The organism is Endozoicomonas sp. PH6C, from assembly GCF_059322965.1.
In genome coordinates this window covers 2,817,148-2,837,026 of the sequence record NZ_CP185342.1, presented here as the reverse complement: position 1 = coordinate 2,837,026, position 19,879 = coordinate 2,817,148, and the positions used below count along the sequence as shown (strand labels likewise).

The following is a 19,879-nucleotide window of genomic DNA, read 5'->3' as shown; positions in this document are numbered from 1 at the left end:
TCTAGGTACTCAACCATACGAAATCATATTTTCTGACTCATTGTTCAGGAGAATCAATCCCAAAATGATCATCAGGCAGAAGCCACTGAAGCTGGTCATCCGATACGGGTGGTCCAGAGTTTAAATTGTCTGTATGACCCAAAGTGCTTTGCATTCCTTCCAACAGCAATCCGAGGTCACTCTCGTTGACTATCATCATGCCCATTCCATGATTAGTGAACAAAGTGACCGTTTGATCATCATTTAAAGCAAGCAAAATCCAGATGTCAGAGTGAGGTTCTGGTAATTGATAGGACGAGGTTCCATCTGATATATAAAAACGTCCCAGAAAGTTCCATCGTCCCTCTTGCAGGAATCTTAAAATCCAATCCTGCGGTTGCAGATACATCATAGTCCAACCCTGCGGATTGAGATATTGAGTAAGCCACTTCCATCTCCATGAACTTGTCATGTCAAGCACCGAGGATGGAACAACACAGGACTCAATATAAGAGCCAAATGTCATGTGCTCAGGAACAAAAAGATTGTCAATACTTTTCTCATCTCCCCTATCATAATCCAGTAAATAGCCATGCAATCGTTTGGCCAGACTATCATCCTCTTCCTGACCGGCCTGCTGTTGCCGCAGTATAATGTAATAGAGATAAACGAAAAAACGTTTTTCATTCCTCAGTTGCTTCCAGTCATAGCTCGTTAGTTCTGCTTTTATTCCGATGGACAGCCAGCCAATTCTGATAAAGAAGGTTTTCTCAAGCCGATCTAAATCAATATCGGTGATCCCACCTGCCTCCATAAGGGCGAAAAAAATTGTCAGATCTTCCGGACTAAACAAGCTGGCATAGCCTTCACTATCTCCCCCGGGAAGGTTTCGGTGAATATGTCGCTGCATCAATTCAGATCTTTCTCTGAATGCTTGTATTTCATTGCTCAACCTCTCATTCAGCATGACTGGCTGACCTGTTAAACAGTTATTCGCAACGCTCAGTATATTTGCGTTCATTATGCTATTGTCGTCTGTTTTATCATTCAATAGCTCTACCAGCAATTCGCAGAACCCTTGCAAACCCAGACTTGACGTGTCAGAACTTGTTTCTGAACATCTGGCGCAAACGCCACCCACTGCCCCGAGGCTTGACAAATGTTGGCAGTCAGGACAACTGGCGTTAACCTTTGGCACAGACAGCGATAAAGTTACTAATAGTAATGCAGTGAAAAGTCGCAGCATACAAAGATGCTTAAATAGTCCTGCAGTTTCTCTCCAGGGCCGATTGTTAATGTTCGATTCAGATTGCACTTTATTGTCTCTATTGACCGGTTGAATAAACGGAAGAGTTTTAAGATTCCTGCCACGCTGGTTTGCAGTAAGAACCAGGCAAGGCAGACATGATAAATAATAACAACGATTTCCAATGGTCGCTCAAAGTTATCAGCGCATTATAAAGCTCAGATGTGTTTTACGTGATGACAGCATAGTGAACTAGGACTTATGCGCCGCTTTCTAAATAAATTTACGAACTTTACTGTTTTTTTCAATTGCTGACCTGACAAAGACTGTATCATTTTTAAGCTCATCATCCGCATAAATGAAAGCACGAGGATGCTTTTTAATTAATTTCAGCAAATACTTGCGATCATTCAATATCTTTTTACTGGCATATGATAAGAAACTAATGTCGTCGGCAATGACTCTTTGAATAAGGTGCTTATCGCTTCGGATTCTTTCACTTGCATCATTCAGAGCCATTGGGGACTTTGCGATAGCGGTCATTACAACCTCATCATTGTCCCGAAGTTCCGGGCTGGCATATTCCAGGTCGCCCGGATGTTCTTTAATGGTGAGTAATACAAAATCTTTATCACTTCGAACCCGTTGGCTGGCATAGGTCAGCCCATATTCCAGCAGGATGTTCCTGACCTTTTCTTTGTGATCCTGAAGCGATTGACCCGGTGAAACAATAAACTCCAGATTGTAAGTATGAGGTGGCTTGATAACAAAGTATTCATTTCTCAGATGGCTATAAAAATGCTCAAATAATGGGGTAGCTTTTCGGGAACCAACGAGTAGGAGATGAAATAAAAATTTCTTGCAGTTGTCCTCACCGATCCCTTCATTTATTAACATTTCCTGAGGATTCTCCTTTGATTCTGCCAACCGTAGACTGTCATCCATAAACTGCTTGTGGTGGCTGCTTAATAACTGGCACCAATCGGGAGCGCTGTGGAAAAATCTGAAATAGAACATTGAAAAAAGGCAATGCTGGAAGGCAAATCTATCAGCTTCTGCAAAAGAATCGCTATTAAGGCGTTGTGCAAGAAAGTTAAAGTTCCACTGATCTCCACCAAAAATGGTCGTATTGTGCCTCAAGTGAACTTCCACCTCATCAAGAGCATCGTCTAACACTGCGATCAATTTCTCAAAGGCATCCTGCATAGTTTCAGTGGTTTTCATTCGGGGGCATTCGACGATAATTTCTCCCGCTACGGCATTGCTACTTAGCTTCATGCCATCAGCATTTTTATCCAGCTCGATCGCTTGTAATAACTGCACCAGAAACCACATACGCTTCAACCTGAAGGGTTGATCACTGCCATCAGGACTATAAAACTGGTCAGAGAATGTCAGCCGCAAGGTTCGTTTTTTTCCACCCTCTGCCTGTTCAAGTAACTCAATGATACCCACATGATTGCCAAAATTCAGGTTAACAATCACGGCATCAACCATATTGACGACAGTTGCATTAATCCGCATTTTTTCGATGGCTGCTTTGCAGGTCTGATTCAATAGCGCCGTTTTATCGCCCGGGGGTGTGCAATCAACATAGGTGACTTCCTGTTTAGTAGAGACTTTGCCCTGACCAGAAGCCAGAGAGACCATTGCCAACGCTTTTACAAAGCGCTGATGCAGGGCAAAAATCAGGTCATGGACACTCTGAACCTGTTCAGCCTCCAAGGGATGGAGTGCCTGGAGAGAAGATTGCAGATGATGGCAGGTGGCCATCCACTGACTAAACATGTCCGGACACAGTTTCAGTGCTTCACCCGCCTGCAGGGGAAGAATGATACGCTTTAACGCTGATCCGATGGTCTCTTTCAGCGTCCCGAAACGGTTAATCAGTTGTGGTAATTCATCGTGCAATGACTCGAGCTGGGGTGAAAGGTGCTCACCCGCCAGTAACAGGAATGCCCGGTAACCTCCCAACAGTGCTTCAGCTCCCTGAAGCAGCAAGGTTACGTCATCCTCTGTCTCTGACATTATCTTTAAGCGTTCTGGAGACATGCTTAGTTTTATTGGATCTGCAAGACAATCCAGTCCGCCGCCGGGGGCAAAGAATGCCAACAGGCGGGCATTTTGATTCACAAGCCATTGAAACCCGCTGGCAACTTCACGGAAGGTCCCTTCAGGGGGAGATAAATCATCCGCTGACTTGCCGGTTCTTACTGATGGCACATCAGAGAATCCAGAGGATTGGGTTCTGTGACTGACCAGTTTTCCAGTAAGGTCACCGTTAACAATAAACGCGTGGGGCATACCGTCAAAGCGGGCGCAGACCAGCGTGGTTTGTTGTTCATCCTGGCCCGTCAATGTCAGGCACTGGTCACCGGCCAGCATTAAAGGTATTTTTTTCTGTCTCAGGAGGATCGCAACATGATCATTGAATCCTCCAATAACAAAGACAAAACCCGCAATCCGCTTCAGGCAATCAGGCTCAAGCATCCAGTCTTCAGCGTGTCGTGCCACGACAATGGCGCCGTCTGGCATAGAGTCTGCCTTTTGTTTTTTGGCCAGCCAGAGTGGCCCGGTGCAATAGCCTTCGCTGATGCCCTCGCCACTGGCAAGGGTTTCTTCGGGTTCGGCCATGGCAAAATCCATGCCCCCGGAAAGTCGGGTAATTGGGCGCACCTGCAACAGGAACAGACGACCCTGTTGATCGATGCCAAACTCCACATCCACAGGACAGAGCAACAGGTCTTCAAGTATTGCCACTGCCTGCCTGAGTTCTGAAACCAGGTCATCACTGAGTCGTTCCCCAACACTGTCTGGTTTGCCAACGATATTATGAATCTCTGTTTCCGAATAGCCGTCGTTATCGCTATTCCTTTGCAAGATAAAGTGACTTGAGACCGTCCCGGGAAAGTAAGTCACCTGGTCAGCCCCTCCCCTTCGTTCAATATTGATGCGGTGGGGCATGTTAACGGACTTGCCAGCCACTGCGCCTCTGGGCTGACCGGATGAGTACTCAACCCTGATGGTATTATCCTGGAGTGATTGAAAGCTCATGGCTACACCGCCATATTGGCAGACAATACACTGTTGGATGATCAGTGCCATAGGTTCCGGTATACCCCCATGACAGACTCCAGGCCTGTAACCTGAAGCCATAACCTTAAGACAGGTGCGCAATACATCATCTTCTCCCTGAATTTCAGAAAGGTATTTGCCCGCCTGGACATCGCCGTAGTTGTCTTCATTGATACCAGAGCTGCGGACAATAACAGGCTGCGATAGGGATGGCCCGCCCAGTTCAAAGCGCAGATCCCTGATTTGTTGAGCCGTTTCTGAATCTTTTACCTGCTCGTAAAAGTCATGACTGGCAACAAATTTTGCCAGCCCTGTCAGCCAGTCAACCCATCTGGTAGGCTCTGAATCCAGCCAGCCAGTGAGGTGCTTCCTGATATCCACCAGGCTGGTTTCTGCCCCCAATTCAGCCACTATTTCAGGAAGGTACGGGGCTAAACGACGGTTATCCAGTGGCTGTTGTTCAAGAGCATTCGTCAAAGAGGCTGCAACACATCTGAAGGGTGGGACAGTCAGCCCTGCTTCCTGCATACGCTGTAAAAACATACCCTTGCCCCCGAGCTGTTGCCGGTCGGGGAGAGAATGGTCAGAAGAAACAGGAAAAGGTTTACGGCAGATGCGCTTGGCTAATGGTGTTGTCTCGGTCAGAGTGTCATGGGGATCAGTATCCTTTAAATATCTCTTGGATGGGCTTTTGGCCCCGTTATTTTGAGAGGGTTGAGTGGTCGGGCTTTGATAATCAGGACTGCCAAATTGAGGATTTAGCATCAAGATCTCCAATATAACGTCTAATGTTTGTCCATGACTTAAGTACCTGGCCAGTTGGTTTCGCATATTCTGGCGAGTGGATTTTTTCATCCTTCAAGGCGCAACGACGGGCGCGTAGCCATAGTTACGCAACCAGAGTTGGAACGCAGAAGGATGGAAAAAGCCGCCGTCCAGAATATGCGAAACCAACTGGTTAGGTACTTAATGGCTAATACCTGTGGTTTTCAGTGATCATGGTGCCAAAAAGTTGGAAAAGAAAATCATTCATCCCGGTTGGACAGTAATATTTCTATAAAGTTCACCCGTTACAATGAAGTAGTTAATTTGGTCATTATCATAAGTACCTGGCCATCACCGGAGCCAATTGATAAGCAACAAAAAGATTTACGTGAAGAGCATGAATACGGGTTAACAATTCATGTTGAGGAATATAAAGGGGGCTCAATACCGACAGACCATCCATGGTCTGAATCGCTCGCAGATAGTAACGGCCTGTTACAGTTTCTACAGGCTGTCATCAGGACCCGTTAGGGGAGACTTTTATACTAAACGGATTAGCTAACTGTTGATTACTGGTTTCGAGCAATCTTCTTAGCTGATCGGCATCCACGCAATCCGATACCTGGACATTAAACGTCAGTGTCTTGCTTTCAACCTGTCGTTCAAAGGCTCTTATATTATAGCCACCCGAGCACTTCAGTAACTGCGCTATTTGCTGCAAAGCGTCGATTTCCTGAGTGATGGTCAAGCCGTTACTACTGAATGTGAAGCTCACCTGAAACTGATTTGGAAACTGACCATGGCTAAAAAGAGAGATAAAGCCAAAAGTAGACACACTTTCTAATAATAACCATCCGAACTCCAGGCCAGGTATCCCTGAACCAAAGTTGCCAGCTGTGCCTGCCATTGTTGTGACAGACCTCAAAAAAATTGCAAACTTTCGACGCCACCCGCACAGGTTTGTGAGCGAATCACATGTTCAGCTGCCAGAGCTCACGGAAGGCTGATTGGCATAGATTAGGATCGGCTCCTCCATCAGATTGATAAGCGTCATAACATAATTACGCAGCTCGCTTTCAGGTATTTCATTAGCCGGTAAATTTTCTATTTCTGTTGCTGTTTCCATGTCTGTTGCTGTATTAAAACGTGTTAACCAAGCCAAAACAGTAGTACTTCCGGTTGTCAGGGAACGAGTCCAGTCATTAATATAATCGATTAATGTCGTTATAACTGGCAAAGCAGCTGTTCCAATTGCCGGGGAAGCCGGTAAGCCACCAACGGCTCCACACTCTTCCTGAGGGACTGATGCGCTATCAGTCCTGCCAGATTCCCGGGGAAACAAGTCATCAATGGTTCCGGATTCCCGATTTGCTCTGGATAACAACCCGGAGGATGGCTCTTGTGGCCCCTGCGCTTGCGATGATCCATCGGTTTCTGTATCGGGCTCGACTGATAGCAATAGTCCGACGTATGACTTGGTGCCTTTAAGGTGAAGCACGTAATATCCTGCTAATGAAGTCGTGGGCATCAGCAGGATTGCCAACACAGTGATAAAACTCCACAAGACTTTCAGGTTGAAATATTTTTTTATAACCTGCTTTTTCATAACCAGACCTGTTCATAACAAACCACTAAAAGTAGTTAAGCCACTGGATAACAGGTGGTCTTTACTTAGATTATTTTCGACTTAGAGAGGGTGCCCGCTCAACCCATAATGGTTTCGGCAATTTTTCGAAAAGACTTGGTCATATAGTTATAAAAATACAGCGAGCCTGACCAGATCACTGCGCCTGAATCTTTTCAGAATCGCTTATCACCGGTGACATACAACCACAGCCCCCCGCTGTCGTAGAGGATACTAATCCACGACAGGGGAACACTTTACACATACGCTCAGTCCGAGCGCTTCAGCAATAGAAGCCAGAGAACGGTTTGTTTTCCTGATTTTTTTCTCGTAGTTAGTCCAGCAAGGTTAAAAGACCAAGAAAAACTCATTCATCCTTTACCCGCTGGCTGATGGAACTCAATTACATTGCTATCAGGATCACGGATAAAAAGCAGTATTGAGCCATTGTTTGTAGTAACAGGACCTTCTGTGATAGTGATTCCAAACGCCTGCAGCTGCTTCTGAACCTCATGGATATCATCCACTTCAAGCGCCATATGGGTATAGCCCGGGTGCTTTTGGTCAATATCCATCAGGATATTCTCTTGCGGCTGAACCGTTGCGTTCAGGATGAAGTTCAGGTTGACGCCACAGGGGTGCTCCATAATGGCAACCGGCTCTGGCCCCACAGGCCCTGCCAGAAACTGGAAACCGAGCTGCTGATAAAAGCTCCTGGTCGTCTGCAAATCGCTTACCCGAATGCCCACATGGTTAATTCTGCTGACTCTTATCATCACTCACCTCCGTCAGACCCATAAGTACTCAACCGGTCTGACTGTTGTTTAACAGCTATTACTACAATTTATCAATTCCACCCAGTCATGTACAAACCGAACGCTAAACAAACCATACCCTGACTTTAGAATTAATAATACCTGAATTATTAAGTACAACTCTACCTGCCTTTATTCATATAAAAGTACAAAATACTGAAATCGTTAACGAAACCATGCAACCAAAACATTATAATCCGGCACAAAATTTTTCAAACATACCTGTATGTTTACCCATTATTAAAATCCTCAAAAAAATATCTCACCAATGACTTGAGCTATCCTTAACTGCCTACACCAGCAAGTTGATTTTAATGAAAAACAGGTGATTGACAATGAAAATGCACGTCAGATCAATTATTTTTTTCCTACTATTATTGCTACCATTTTATTCGCATTCAAAAGATTTACACCTCAATTGGAAGCTGGAACACCATAATAATTTGCTACTAAGTGGTAAAACAGTAACAACCAATCAGGTCAGTCATAGCAATTCTTTAACAGGTTGGAATGATCACCCATCAGAGCTGGACATTTCCACTCCACCTTCTGTTTCTTGTTCAGGGGACAGTTTTGCCATTTATTATGACGTAGTCTCTTTTACTACTGTGAATTTTGATCAAAATAATCCAGGTTATACTGTGCCAAAGCTTTTTAATACTTTATTAGGCAATGGCAATGATCGTCTTGACCATAGTTTCAATACTCAATACACACTAAGAGGTCACACAACAAAAGCAAGTAACCTTGCTGAACTCTTTTGTTGCGTGCTCTGTCATCCTTTTTATCTGGGATTCAAGAAATGCTCAGCCAAAGTCTCACATGGATCTGACAATGAGTTGGCCAGAATCAGAGCATTGGAAGCAGCAATAGCAGCCGATTTTCCAGAGCATGTCACTATTCATAAATGCGCTTTATATCATGGGGCTGTGGACAGTCATCATAAGATGCTTTCATCATCAAGCACAGAAGCTACAGACGCTAAGACTCATATATTTGATCTTTTCCTGAATACTCCGGAAACACAGCATTGGCTAATAGAGAATCTAAACCCAAAAACCAACCAGAGGTTAGAACTGATAATACCTGAGTTATTCAATACAGCAGCACCTGCTGCAATTCTTGTGCAAGAGAATAACGGGGAAACTAATGATGAAAGCCTGCAACCATCACATTTTTTATCATTAGATTTTACCAATGGAGTTAAAGTACAATATCACCTTAATCGAGTCTCCGACATAGAGATTGAGGTATTAGCAATTGTGGTAAGCGCTGAGGGCTATACCCTCACACTCGTAGTTAATAATTATGATATTACAGCTAACCAACCTCCCCCACATTATGCGGCATTACCAAAAACCTGTAACTGTAACGGCGCATGTAATTGTGACCATTCAAGGGCAAATGATACTGATAATTCAGATAATCGGATTCATAGAATTAACATTATGAATCCTCGTATATTTTTTCCTCATACTCGTTTGTGAGGCTGAAAATGAGCGTCTCCGTTGGGCAGTGGACGTTGGCAACAATCTGCTTCCCAGCCCCCTGAGAGTCATTCAGATGGTAAAATGACCTGGCCAACTGAACGAAATTAACAGCAACAGAGTCCCAGCAGTGGCTCTGTTATGATGCTTTTGTCGAATCGTGCCATCTTTGTGTCAATTCGCTTCAAAACTGCCCCACATCAGTGAATACTCGCCCTTATTTATACCAGGCTGTCGCTCAAGACAATACGTCAGTTTCTACCTGATCGCCACTAGCAGCTCGCCGAAGATTTACATTTATACAAAGACGTCTATTGGTCGCTAGAAGAACTCATAAAAAAAGTTATATCAAATGTTTAAGCTATTCTAAGCTTCAAATGTCTGGAAATTGATATTCGTAAAAAACAGGTAGTTAGTAATGAATATAGACGTCAGATTAATTATTGTATTCTTTCTCTACTCGCTATCATTTTATTCCAACTCAAAAGACTTACACTTTAACTGGAATCTGGAGCTGAACGACAGGTTGCTGCTAAGTGGTACAGCCACATCATCCCATCATTGTGGTCATAGAGAAGATTTAACAGAATGTAATTATGGAGACCTTACTCAATCGAAGACTGATTACTCAGGGTATGATTTTTGCGTTTATGAAGTAACTACTGTTACCTCTATAGAATTCAATCAGACTAAATCTTGTAATATTGTACCAATGTTCTTTTACAGTTTGTTAGGAGATGGCTTCAATAGCCTTAAACATAGTTCCCTGACTTGTTATACACTTAGAAGTCAATCGCCAAAGACGACATCTTCAATTGCTGAGCTGTTATATTCCACTTTCTGCACTCCCTGCTTCATGCCTGCTGAGCTGGTTTCTCAAGATTCGCAAATTCAGCAAGAAAGAGTGAAGGAGTTGAAAGCAGCAACACCAAACCATTTGCCAGATCATGTAACTATCCATAGCCGCTCAATATTATCTGAAACAGCTGTGTCAAATGATCGTCATACGTTTTTATTGTCAAATACAGAAGCAATAGACGATGATACCCATATATTTGATCTCTTCCTGAATAATCCGGAAACACAAAAATGGATAATAGCGCATCTAAATCTTAAAAACGGAATGATGTTACAACTGATAATACCCGGGCTATTCAATACAGCTTTACCCGCTATGATTTTTGTGCAGCATCAAACCAGTGAAGATAACAATGTAAGCCTGCAACCCTCACATTTTGTATCAATATATTTTCCTAACGAAGCCAGAGTGCAATACCACATTAAGAAATTATCCAATAATGATATTCAGGTATTAGCAATTGTAGTTAGCTCTCATCTTTACACCCTGACATTCGCTATTGATAACTATGATACTTCAGCCAACCAGTCGCCCCCGTATTGTAACCAGACAGAATTAGCACGACCAAACACCTGTCATTGCACAGGAGCCTGTAATTGTGCCAACCAAAGGAAAAATGATACAGATGAATCATACGGCACAGATGACTCATATTATCAGAGTGACACCACTAGTGATCATGTAATTTCAGGTCTGGAGCATTTGAAGTGAACATCAGATTAAACTACTTAATATCGTCTAAGTACTCAGCCATACGGAATCGAATATTTCTGGCTTATTGGGCAGGTGCTCTGCAAGGCGCAACGACGGGAACATAGCAAGCTATGTGACCAGAGTTGCAACGCAGTCAGAGTGCCTGAATAATAAGTCAGAAAATATGATTTCGTATGGTTGAGTACTTATATTTCTCAGGCATTATCATCTTGATAACCATCGAGAACAGGATTACCTGAAGCAAACTGTATTCACAAAGACGGGTAAAAAAACCACATATTACGTTGAAAAAAAATATATACGTTTTTTTAAGTTGTACATGGACGTCTAATAGCTGTTATAAGCTTCAAAAAATTGTTGTATGATTTTTTTGAGCTACTCTTCACCTCTGATTTCTAAAAATCGATATGAGTTAAAAACAGGTATTTAACAGTGAAAGAAAACATAAAATTAATGATTTTATTCTGCCTTATCGTGTTATCATCTTATTCAAACTCAGATGACTTGCACTTTAAATGGAAGTTGGAGCATTTGGGTCGATTAGTACTCAACGGCACAGCCACATCATCCACCCATTCTAGTCATAGCGGGCCTACAAGAGAATGTTATTGGGGTGATTCCACCAATGATTTTAGTGATCTATCCGGGGATTACATTCTCATTTATGAACTGCTTTCTTCGATCAATATAGAGTTCAATCAGCAGAACTCTGGAAATAATGTACCCGTTTTTTTTTATGAGTTGCTAGGAAATGGCCTTCATAACCTTCAACATAGCTTCCACACTCGTTACACACTAAGAGGTCAAATTGAAACCAGGAAATCCATGATTACTGAACTTATATGCTGTTTATTCTGTCCTTGTTGTTTTTCGGCTTTCATTTGGGATTATCAAGACTTGTTGGACGAAAAAGTAAGAGCGCTGGAAGCAGCCACACCAGAACATTTGCCAGAGCATGTAACTATTGATAGCCGCTCTCTATCTCATACAGCTGTGACCAATAATTATCAACCGTTTTTATCGTCAAACACAGAAGCCATAAATGATAACACCCGTATATTTGACCTTTTCCTGAATACTCCGGAAACTCAACGATGGATTATAGGGCATCTGGATTCAACGACCAACCATGTATTGGAATTGATAATTCCCGGATTAATCCGAACGGCTATACCAGCTACAGTTCTCGTGCAAGAGCAAGGCAGTGAAAACTTGCAAGCGTCACATTTTTTATCATTAAACTTTCTGACCGGTACTAGAGTGCAATATCACCTTAACAGGTTATCCAACAATCAAATTGAGGTACTGGCAATTGTTATTAGTTCTGCTGGTTACACTCTGACACTCGTTATTGATAATTATGATGTTATAGCAAACCAGCCTCCGCCACATTACACCGAGCTACCAATACAGTTACCATTACAACAAGCCTGTCACCATTATGGGGCATGTAATTGTGCAACTTCAAGAAATAATGATACCCATAATTCAAATTATCAGCGTGAAACCATAGGTGATAATGGCAAGGACATGCTCAATCATGCAGAAGTGATAGTGCCGCTGGGCACCCAGGAATCGCAAGATATGGATGGCAAACTCAATACGAAACTGTAATGAACATCAGGTTAAGCTATCTCCACCCGTTCACATTTCTCAAGCACAATCGTTTTACCTCTGAGCAACAGGTAGTTAACAATGAAAACAAACGTCAGTGTAATAATTGTATTCTTTCTCTACTTGCTATCGTCTTATTCAAATGCAGAAGACTTGCACTTTAGATGGAAGTTGGAGCATTTGGGTCAACTTGTACTCAATGGTAAAGTCACATCATCCACTCACTCCGGTCATAGCGAAGCCACAAGAGAAGGCTATTGGGATGCCCTCACTAACTATTTGAGTGGTATTTCCGGGGATCATTTTGTTATTTACGATCTGCTCTCTGACACCAATATAGAATTTTACCCGCATGATTCGACCATTAATGTGCCCGATTTTTTTCATGGCTTATTAGGAAATGGCAGCCATGACCTTCAACACAGCTTTCATACTCGTTACACACTAAGAGGTCAAACAACAACCAAAAAAGGATCTATTGCCCAATTATTATGTTGCATTTTCTGTCTTCCTTGTTTTTTGAGTAGCAAGATAATTAATCAAGACATTCTGGAGCAGGAAGCAAAACTGAGAGAGCTGGAAACAGCAACACCAGACCATTTGCCTGAACATGTCACGATCGATAGTCGCTCTATGGCTCATATAACTATGACCAGTCATTATGAAACGCTTTCGTCATCAAACACAGAAGTTATAGACGATGATATCCATATATTTGACCTTTTCCTGCGCAATCCGGAAACACAAAAATGGATAACAGGATATCTAAACTCGGAGACCTACCTGACGCATGAATTTATAATACCCGGGTTATTCAATACCGCCAGACCTGCTGAGGTTCTTGTGCAAGAGCGAGACAGTGAAAACGAGAGTGAAGATGATGACACCCTGAAACCAACAGATTTTGTATCATTATACTTTGACGACGGAACCGTCCTGCGATACCACCTCAAGAGATCACTCACCAATGACCTTCAGGTATTAGCGATTTCGGTTAGCTCTAATTATTATACCCTGTCGTTTGTTATTAATAATTATGATGCTTTAGCCAACCAACCTCCCCTGATTTTCTCTTGGGCGGAACTTAGATTCTTTGATCCCTGTGATTGTAGTGGAGCATGTAATTGTGCACTCCCAAGATATAATAATAGAGATGGCTCAGATTATGAGAGTGACACGCATTAGTGTTTATGTATTTTTTAGTGTGAAGCAGTCAAACTGACATCCGTTTAAGCTGCTTCCATCTGTTTATACTCCCACAAAGGCAGTTAAAAACACCTATACATTAAGTACCTAACCCGTTGGTTTCGCATATTCTGGGCTGCGGCTTTTTCCATCCTTCTGCGTTCCAACTCTCCCGCTGTGTCAGGATAGTTGTCCCGCTCACTGATTAACCAATAAAAGCTAGACAGTGGGCGATGGACGTTGAATATGCCTCGTTTTTCAGAGGAACGTAAATCAGCTGTTTTGAAAAAACTGTTACCACCACACAATCGCTCTGTGCCGGATGTTGCCAGAGAGGAAGGTATCAGCGAACAAACCCTGTATAATTGGCGTAAAAAACTACGGGACAAAGGATTACCTGTGCCAGGGAACGAACAAAAATCAGAACAATGGTCTGCTGAAAGCAAGTTTGCCGTGGTCGTCGAAACCGCTGCTTTGTCAGAAACAGAGTTAAGTGAATACTGCCGTAAAAAAGGGCTTTATCCTCAACAAGTCAAGGAGTGGAAGCACGCTTGTATTTCAGGTGCTGTTCAGGCTTCTCAGCGTGCAGACCAGGAAAGCAAGCAATTAAAACAAGAGCGTAAGCGCAATCAGAGCCTTGAAAAAGAGCTTCGCCGTAAAGACAAGGCGTTGGCAGAAGCTGCAGCCCTGCTGGTGCTATCAAAAAAGCTCGATGCCTTCTACGGGATAGACAGCGAGGACAACTGACACCTGTCGATAAGCGCCGCCAACTGCTGACATGGTTTGATGAGGCTATAGCAAACGGCGCTTCTCGCTGGAAGGCTGCTGAACAATTGGAAATATCCCTGAAAACACTGAATCGCTGGCGCGATGACAATGGTGCAGTGTTAACGGACAAACGCCCGGATGCCTTGCGCCCGGTACCCTCTAACAAACTGACTGAGGAAGAGGAGCAACGTATTCTGACTATCAGTAATGAAGATGAGTATGCGAGCCTGCCACCATCGCAGATCGTGCCAGCCCTTGCAGACAAGGGAGTATACGTTGCTTCTGAATCTAGCTTTTACCGTGTGTTGAAAAAGTATGGTCAGTTGCACCACCGCGGTCGTTCAAGAAAGCGATCGAAAAGCAACAAGCCGACAACCTATGTTGCTACTGGCCCTAACCAGGTCTGGTGTTGGGACATCAGTTACATACCTTCCAGGGTACGCGGCCAGTTCTGGTACCTCTACCTGATACTGGACGTTTACAGTCGTAAGATTGTTGGTTGGGAGATTCATAGCCGTGAGTCTGGTGAGTTAGCCAGTGAACTGATTAACCGGACAATGGTGGCTGAAAAATGCACTAAAACACCGCTTGTACTGCACTCAGACAATGGGGCTCCAATGACGTCGAGTACCTTTAAGGCCAAGCTTGAGGAATTGGGCATTATTCCCTCTCATAGTCGCCCAAGGGTGAGTAATGATAACGCATTTGCAGAATCGATCTTTAAAACGGTGAAGTACTGTCCTCAGTGGCCATCTCAAGGTTTTCTGACGTTAGAACACAGTCGACAGTGGAGTAACCGCTCATTTGAGGACGTCTTCAAAAATCACAACCTGACTGCCAGCCTTTCCCCTGCAAACAACGCAGGAGATACCTAACGTGAAGCAACTGACAAAACCCTTTACCCGTCTCAACCCTGAGCAGTGGCAACAGATCATTGATCAGCAAATAGGCAGTGGCTTGAGCCAGAAAGCTTTTTGCCAAACTCAAAACATAAGCCTGGCAACATTCACAAACTGGAAACGCAAACTCAGGAATTACAACAACACTGACTCCTTTGATATCGCTCAGGCTTCTGCCCCGGAATGGGTTGAAGTCCCAAACGGGCTGACTGAGCCTCCAGCCAGCTTAAACTGGCAGTTGGAACTTGAGCTGCCCGGTGGCGTTATTCTTCGTATGCGTCGCTGATCATGTTTTTTCCAGAATCTCAGGTTCGGATCTGGCTCTACAACCGGCCCACCGACATGCGTAAATCCTACGACGGCCTGTCTGCCCTGGTGAGAAACAAACTTGAAGAAGACCCACTCAGCGGCCAGCTGTTTGTCTTCATCAACCGCAAACAAACCCAGTGCAAGGTGCTGTATTTTGATCGCAGTGGATACTGTATCTGGAGCAAACGACTGGAACAGGGTCAGTTTCATACTCATGCAGGCAAATCCATCAAGCAAACAATGGCGTGGACAGATCTGAAGCTCATCCTTGAAGGCATTGATACCCGCTGCGTTCAGCAATATAAACGCTACAAACATCAACCGTCCCGTTACACAAAAGGAGAGTCAAAGGTCTATCTTTAACCGCCATGAAATTACCTGTTTCGACCCCCGGCACCACTGACCAGGACCTGCTCCAGCAGATCCTGGTCTTGCTGTCGGAGCGTGATCAGGAAATAGCTTCTCTTAAACATCAGCTGGCCTGGTTTAAACAACAGCTATTTGGTGAAAAATCCGAAAAGCGCCTGATTGAGAATCCGGACCAGCTGGCGCTGGGAGAAATCCTTCAGGACAAGCCTGAAGAGCAGGAAACTCCCACAGAAACCATCACTTACGAACGGCGGAAAAAGAATCGCCCTGAAGACTGTGTGACCGATCAGGGACTGCGCTTTACTGAAGATGTACCGATTGAACTCATCCCGATGCCTGCTGCAGAAATGAAGGGTGAAGACGCAGACCAGTACGAAATCATTGACTACAAGTACACCTATCGGCTGGCGCAGCGCCCTGCCAGCTATGTCATCCTGAAATATCAGCGCGAAGTCGTTCGCCATAAGCCCAGCCAGACGCTAACAACGGTAGCCGCACCATCAGGATTATTTGATCGCAGCTTTGCCGATGTCAGCTTTATCGCAGGTCTGCTGGTAGAGAAGTACCGCTTTCACGCACCGCTTTACCGCCAGCATCAGAAACTTGAGTCCAGTGGTATTACCATCAGCCGTGGAACCCTGACACATCTTGAGCAGCGTGCCGGGCAGTTACTCAAACCCATCGCTGACGAAGTGCTCAACAGCTGTCTGGAAAGTCATGTCCTCACTCTGGATGAAACGCCCGGAAAAGCGGGCCGTAAAAGCAAGGGCAAGATGCAAAGAGGCTACTTCTGGTGTTTTTACGGAGACCAGAATGAGATAGCTTTTACCTTCTCCACCACTCGTTCTGGCAGGGTCGTAGAGCCTTATCTGAAAGAGTATAAGGGGGTCTTGCTGACCGATGGTTATTCGGAATACGACCGCCTGTGCATGAAATATCCCAAAATCATCCATGCCCAGTGCTGGACACATAGCAGGAGGTACTTCGTCAAGTCACAAGAGGTCGAACCTGAAGCCGCAAAAGAGGCGCTGGACTGCATGGGTGCGATCTATCAAGTCGAAGACGAAATCCGCAAAGCTGGGCTGCAAGGCGAAGCAAAGCAGGAATACCGCCAACAGAATGCCAAGCCACTGGTTGATCAGTTCTTTAGCTGGCATAAAGAACAACTTCGTCGCCTGAATCTGGTGAAAAGCAACCCATTGAGCAAGGCTCTTGGCTACGTGAACAAACGGGAAAAAGAGCTACGGCTTTATCTGGATAATCCGGATGTCGCCATTGATACGAATCACCTGGAGCGAAGTCTCAGGTGTATCCCGATGGGGAGAAAGAACTGGCTTTTTTGCTGGACAGAAGAAGGGGCAGACAATGTTGCCGTGTTCCAGACGTTAATCGTCAGTTGTCTTCTTGCAGGCATTGATCCATACAAGTACTTCGTCGATGTGCTTCAGCGCATCAGTTACCATCCGGCTCGAGATATCCGGGAGCTAATCCCGCGAATCTGGAAAGAGAAATTCGGGGCCAATCCGTTAAAATCCGATCTCGATAAGTAGGGGGAGTCTATACCCTGCTTGAACGCTTACACAGTGGATGCTGAAGTTTGAGCGCTTTTATAACAATGAACACCGCCATAGCTCAATCCGCTTTGTGACACCTGCGCAACGGCATGAGAAAAGAGATCAGGAAATCCTGAATCACCGGAAACAGGTGTATACCAAAGCGCGAGAAGCTAATCCAACGCGCTGGTCAGGAGTTATCAGAAACTGGGAGCCTGTAGGTGCGGTTGCACTGAATCCTGAGCGGTTGTCTGAAGCAAGAATTAACGAGAAAAAGGCAGCCTAAAATTCAGTTTTCGGGACAACTATCTTGAAAAACTCCGCTCTGGTTGCGTAGCTATGGCTACGCGCCCGTCGTTGCGCCTTGAAGGATGAAAAAATCCACTCGCCAGAATATGCGAAACCAACTGGCCAGGTACTTATGCTTACAAAAAAAACTCAACCGTTTTTCTTTTTTTAAACTAGTTTGAATACTCCACAACTAATGATAAAACTGTACTATAAACTGTGAGGTTTTCGTTGAATAAAACATTTCCTTCTTTCTCAAAAACTTTAACTCCGTCTTTTCTTCTGGCTGTTTCGATATCTATGTCGACGAGCACCTATGGATTACCAAAAGAAACATTGTGTGAAGAGTATGGAGAGCGTTTCAATTTGGCTAACTCACCCTCCAGTCGTGGAGGAGCCTATGGCGAGTGGATTGATAATAAATGCAACATCACTGTTCTTCCATTAAGCGAGCTCAACAGGAAGGTTTCTCTTGTAGATGCCATACTCCCGATTGTTTTGAAACCATCTCCGGTTTCTGACTCGGGAGGCCCCATAGCCCGCGACCATCAAAATCACAAAGAAGTAGATGTGTCATTTATTTCATCCGACAAAATAGAACCCACCTCGCATACAGTCAAATATTATCCAATGTATTCTCCCAGTGCTGGCAATGATGGTTATTCTGATGGCTTAACACCGAAAGAACCTACCTTAATGGCAGCTCCGGGCTATGAAGAGGAAGTTCTTTTGGAACTGCCGGGCAATGTGATTATTGAAAATGGTTTCATCATCGATCGCTCTCAACTCAAACCCACCATCAGTGGCTGTTTCCATTCAGGTCTTGCCCTTTTTGGCGCATTGATTTCTGGCGACGTTTCAGGTGTTGGCTTTTCAGATATAGGTCTTCCCGCATGCACTGGCTTATATATGGGAGGACCTGACTTCACAGCCCCTGTCAGCAAAATCCGACAGGCAACTAAAAAAGGTAACTCAGGAAGCAGTAACGGAAAAGCTGGCGCCAAAAGCAAGAAAAATGGAAATGGCCAGAAAGGTGGTAGCCATGGACGCAATGGAAAAAGTAGCAAAAATGGTAAAAACTCGGGTGCCATTGGTGGTGCCGGTGGCGGCGAAGACCCCTTTCACAGCGGTAAAGGCCTTCACTATATGACGGAGCCACTTTATAAGACGGTTATAGATGCCATAAAAAACCTGGCCAGTAAGAGATTGGAGAAAGGCTTTGATCGAACTTCAGCCTCGTCAAGATCACTCATAGGACAAATCAAAAAAGGAATAAGGTCCTTGTCAGATGATCAGAGAACATTCATTCACAGTACTGAGCCCTATAGATCAATCAGTTATTTATTATAAGTACTCAGTCATACGGAATCGAATATTTCTGGCTTATTGGGCAGCTGCACTGCAAGGCGCAACGACGGGAACATAGCAAGCTATGTGACCAGAGTTGCAACGCAGCACGACTGCATGGATGCAGGAGCTAGAGCAACGCAGGAGCAGTTGCCGCGAGTGCCTGAACAATGAGTCAGAAAATATGATTTCGTACGGTTGAGTACTTAAAGTCCTTGTGATCCTGAAGCACTCTTCAATCGACGATATTGTTGAGTGCTCTTGATGAAAGTGTTGAAGGCCAAGCCATGTCAGTGACTTTAACATTATCTCAATAAGCCCCAAAACAGGGATTTTTGTTTAAATCCATGGCAGGATATCAAACAGGAAGAAACAACAAGAGTCTGACATTATGGAAAAAACAATTGCCACAGACCGGTTAATCCTCAGAGCCTTCACTCAGCAGGATGCTGACCAGGTACAGACACTGGCTGGAGAGGAGCGGGTAGCCAGACTGACCGAAAATATTCCCCACCCCTACCCGGACGGACTGGCAGAAAAATGGATTAAAGATCAAGAAAGCCTGAGAGAAACAAACAGCGCTTTTGTGTATGCCATCAAATTGAAATCATCAAGTACACTGATCGGAGCCATCGGATTGAATAACGCAACTCATACCGAGGCTAAATTAGGTTACTGGCTGGGTCTACCCTTCTGGGGGCAAGGGTACTGCTCAGAAGCCGGACAAGCACTGCTAAACCATGCCTTTGAACAGTTACCACTCAGTCAGATCCGGGCCAGGGCACTGACCAGGAACATAAAGTCCGAACAGGTTCTTTTAAGGCTCGGTTTTCGGTCCACTTCGGAAATTCTTGAAAAAGTAAAAGAGGACATGGATACGGTAAAGTATTATGTCCTGAACCGGAGTCATTCACGATGAGCCACCGAAACTAGTCAAGATCGTGATGCTCACCCGGCAGCCAGCGGATCACAGCATCAGCTTT

16 protein-coding genes and 1 pseudogene are annotated in these 19,879 nt (G+C 44.4%); 12 read left to right on the top strand and 5 right to left on the bottom strand.

Annotated features, from left to right (window positions below):
* Window positions 1-37: 37 nt before the first annotated feature.
* From ACOMG9_RS10620 to ACOMG9_RS10600, 5 genes are all read right to left on the bottom strand, one after another.
* Complete coding sequence (locus tag ACOMG9_RS10620; RefSeq protein WP_494530233.1) at window positions 38-1,030, bottom strand: hypothetical protein; 993 nt, start codon at window positions 1,028-1,030, stop codon at window positions 38-40.
* Window positions 1,031-1,498: 468 nt separating this feature from the next.
* Window positions 1,499-5,065 (bottom strand): PEP/pyruvate-binding domain-containing protein, encoded by a 3,567-nt coding sequence (locus ACOMG9_RS10615; protein WP_448216864.1) that lies wholly within the window; start codon window positions 5,063-5,065, stop codon window positions 1,499-1,501.
* Between the two features lie 517 nt (window positions 5,066-5,582).
* Window positions 5,583-5,972: a hypothetical protein gene (locus ACOMG9_RS10610; RefSeq protein WP_448216863.1), complete on the bottom strand. Its 390-nt coding sequence runs from the start codon at window positions 5,970-5,972 to the stop codon at window positions 5,583-5,585.
* 72 nt (window positions 5,973-6,044) lie between these two features.
* Window positions 6,045-6,671: a hypothetical protein gene (locus ACOMG9_RS10605; RefSeq protein ID WP_448216862.1), complete on the bottom strand. Its 627-nt coding sequence runs from the start codon at window positions 6,669-6,671 to the stop codon at window positions 6,045-6,047.
* Window positions 6,672-7,060: 389 nt separating this feature from the next.
* Window positions 7,061-7,465, bottom strand: coding sequence for a VOC family protein (locus ACOMG9_RS10600; protein ID WP_422133587.1), 405 nt, complete (start codon window positions 7,463-7,465; stop codon window positions 7,061-7,063).
* A gap of 374 nt (window positions 7,466-7,839) precedes the next feature.
* Here ACOMG9_RS10600 and ACOMG9_RS10595 point away from each other — a divergent pair, with 374 nt between their 5' ends.
* The 12 genes and pseudogenes from ACOMG9_RS10595 (at window position 7,840) to ACOMG9_RS10540 (ending at window position 19,815) form a co-directional block, all read left to right on the top strand.
* A complete protein-coding gene (locus tag ACOMG9_RS10595; protein ID WP_448216861.1) occupies window positions 7,840-8,991 on the top strand; it encodes a hypothetical protein in 1,152 nt (383 codons plus the stop codon).
* A 418-nt stretch (window positions 8,992-9,409) separates the two neighbouring features.
* The gene (locus tag ACOMG9_RS10590) at window positions 9,410-10,561 is read left to right on the top strand and encodes a hypothetical protein (protein ID WP_448216860.1); all 1,152 of its coding nucleotides are present in this window, start codon (window positions 9,410-9,412) and stop codon (window positions 10,559-10,561) included.
* 435 nt (window positions 10,562-10,996) lie between these two features.
* The gene (locus tag ACOMG9_RS10585; RefSeq protein WP_448216859.1) at window positions 10,997-12,178 is read left to right on the top strand and encodes a hypothetical protein; all 1,182 of its coding nucleotides are present in this window, start codon (window positions 10,997-10,999) and stop codon (window positions 12,176-12,178) included.
* 81 nt (window positions 12,179-12,259) lie between these two features.
* Window positions 12,260-13,363 carry a hypothetical protein gene (locus ACOMG9_RS10580; RefSeq protein ID WP_448216858.1) on the top strand — a complete coding sequence of 368 codons (1,104 nt, stop codon included), beginning with the start codon at window positions 12,260-12,262 and terminating at the stop codon, window positions 13,361-13,363.
* 246 nt (window positions 13,364-13,609) lie between these two features.
* Window positions 13,610-14,110, top strand: a complete 501-nt coding sequence (locus tag ACOMG9_RS10575; RefSeq protein WP_448217515.1) for a transposase — start codon at window positions 13,610-13,612, stop codon at window positions 14,108-14,110.
* Window positions 14,062-15,006, top strand: coding sequence for an IS3 family transposase (locus tag ACOMG9_RS10570; RefSeq protein ID WP_494530388.1), 945 nt, complete (start codon window positions 14,062-14,064; stop codon window positions 15,004-15,006). The genes ACOMG9_RS10575 and ACOMG9_RS10570 overlap by 49 nt, the downstream gene beginning before the upstream one ends.
* A gap of 1 nt (window position 15,007) precedes the next feature.
* A complete protein-coding gene (tnpA, locus tag ACOMG9_RS10565) occupies window positions 15,008-15,316 on the top strand; it encodes an IS66 family insertion sequence element accessory protein TnpA (RefSeq protein WP_494530229.1) in 309 nt (102 codons plus the stop codon).
* 2 nt (window positions 15,317-15,318) lie between these two features.
* The gene (tnpB, locus tag ACOMG9_RS10560) at window positions 15,319-15,702 is read left to right on the top strand and encodes an IS66 family insertion sequence element accessory protein TnpB (RefSeq protein WP_422452200.1); all 384 of its coding nucleotides are present in this window, start codon (window positions 15,319-15,321) and stop codon (window positions 15,700-15,702) included.
* A gap of 5 nt (window positions 15,703-15,707) precedes the next feature.
* Window positions 15,708-17,258: an IS66 family transposase gene (gene tnpC / locus ACOMG9_RS10555; RefSeq protein WP_494529597.1), complete on the top strand. Its 1,551-nt coding sequence runs from the start codon at window positions 15,708-15,710 to the stop codon at window positions 17,256-17,258.
* 34 nt (window positions 17,259-17,292) lie between these two features.
* Window positions 17,293-17,547 (top strand): annotated as a pseudogene (locus ACOMG9_RS10550) (IS3 family transposase); the annotation flags it as partial.
* A gap of 233 nt (window positions 17,548-17,780) precedes the next feature.
* On the top strand, window positions 17,781-18,899 hold the full coding sequence (locus tag ACOMG9_RS10545; protein WP_448216857.1) for a hypothetical protein: 1,119 nt from the start codon (window positions 17,781-17,783) through the stop codon (window positions 18,897-18,899).
* Between the two features lie 388 nt (window positions 18,900-19,287).
* Entirely contained in the window at window positions 19,288-19,815 is a 528-nt protein-coding gene (locus tag ACOMG9_RS10540; RefSeq protein WP_448216856.1) for a GNAT family N-acetyltransferase, read from the top strand.
* Window positions 19,816-19,879: the final 64 nt, after the last annotated feature.

Excerpts from the sequence above, each read along its gene's own strand:
- ACOMG9_RS10615 (WP_448216864.1), bottom strand. The coding sequence starts at position 5,065 with ATGCTAAATCCTCAATTTGGCAGTCCTGATTATCAAAGCCCGACCACT.
- ACOMG9_RS10610 (WP_448216863.1), bottom strand. The coding sequence starts at position 5,972 with ATGGCAGGCACAGCTGGCAACTTTGGTTCAGGGATACCTGGCCTGGAG.
- ACOMG9_RS10605 (WP_448216862.1), bottom strand. The coding sequence starts at position 6,671 with ATGAAAAAGCAGGTTATAAAAAAATATTTCAACCTGAAAGTCTTGTGG.
- ACOMG9_RS10600 (WP_422133587.1), bottom strand. The coding sequence starts at position 7,465 with ATGATAAGAGTCAGCAGAATTAACCATGTGGGCATTCGGGTAAGCGAT.
- ACOMG9_RS10595 (WP_448216861.1), top strand. The coding sequence starts at position 7,840 with ATGAAAATGCACGTCAGATCAATTATTTTTTTCCTACTATTATTGCTA.
- ACOMG9_RS10590 (WP_448216860.1), top strand. The coding sequence starts at position 9,410 with ATGAATATAGACGTCAGATTAATTATTGTATTCTTTCTCTACTCGCTA.
- ACOMG9_RS10580 (WP_448216858.1), top strand. The coding sequence starts at position 12,260 with ATGAAAACAAACGTCAGTGTAATAATTGTATTCTTTCTCTACTTGCTA.
- ACOMG9_RS10575 (WP_448217515.1), top strand. The coding sequence starts at position 13,610 with ATGCCTCGTTTTTCAGAGGAACGTAAATCAGCTGTTTTGAAAAAACTG.
- tnpB (WP_422452200.1), top strand. The coding sequence starts at position 15,319 with ATGTTTTTTCCAGAATCTCAGGTTCGGATCTGGCTCTACAACCGGCCC.
- tnpC (WP_494529597.1), top strand. The coding sequence starts at position 15,708 with ATGAAATTACCTGTTTCGACCCCCGGCACCACTGACCAGGACCTGCTC.
- ACOMG9_RS10540 (WP_448216856.1), top strand. The coding sequence starts at position 19,288 with ATGGAAAAAACAATTGCCACAGACCGGTTAATCCTCAGAGCCTTCACT.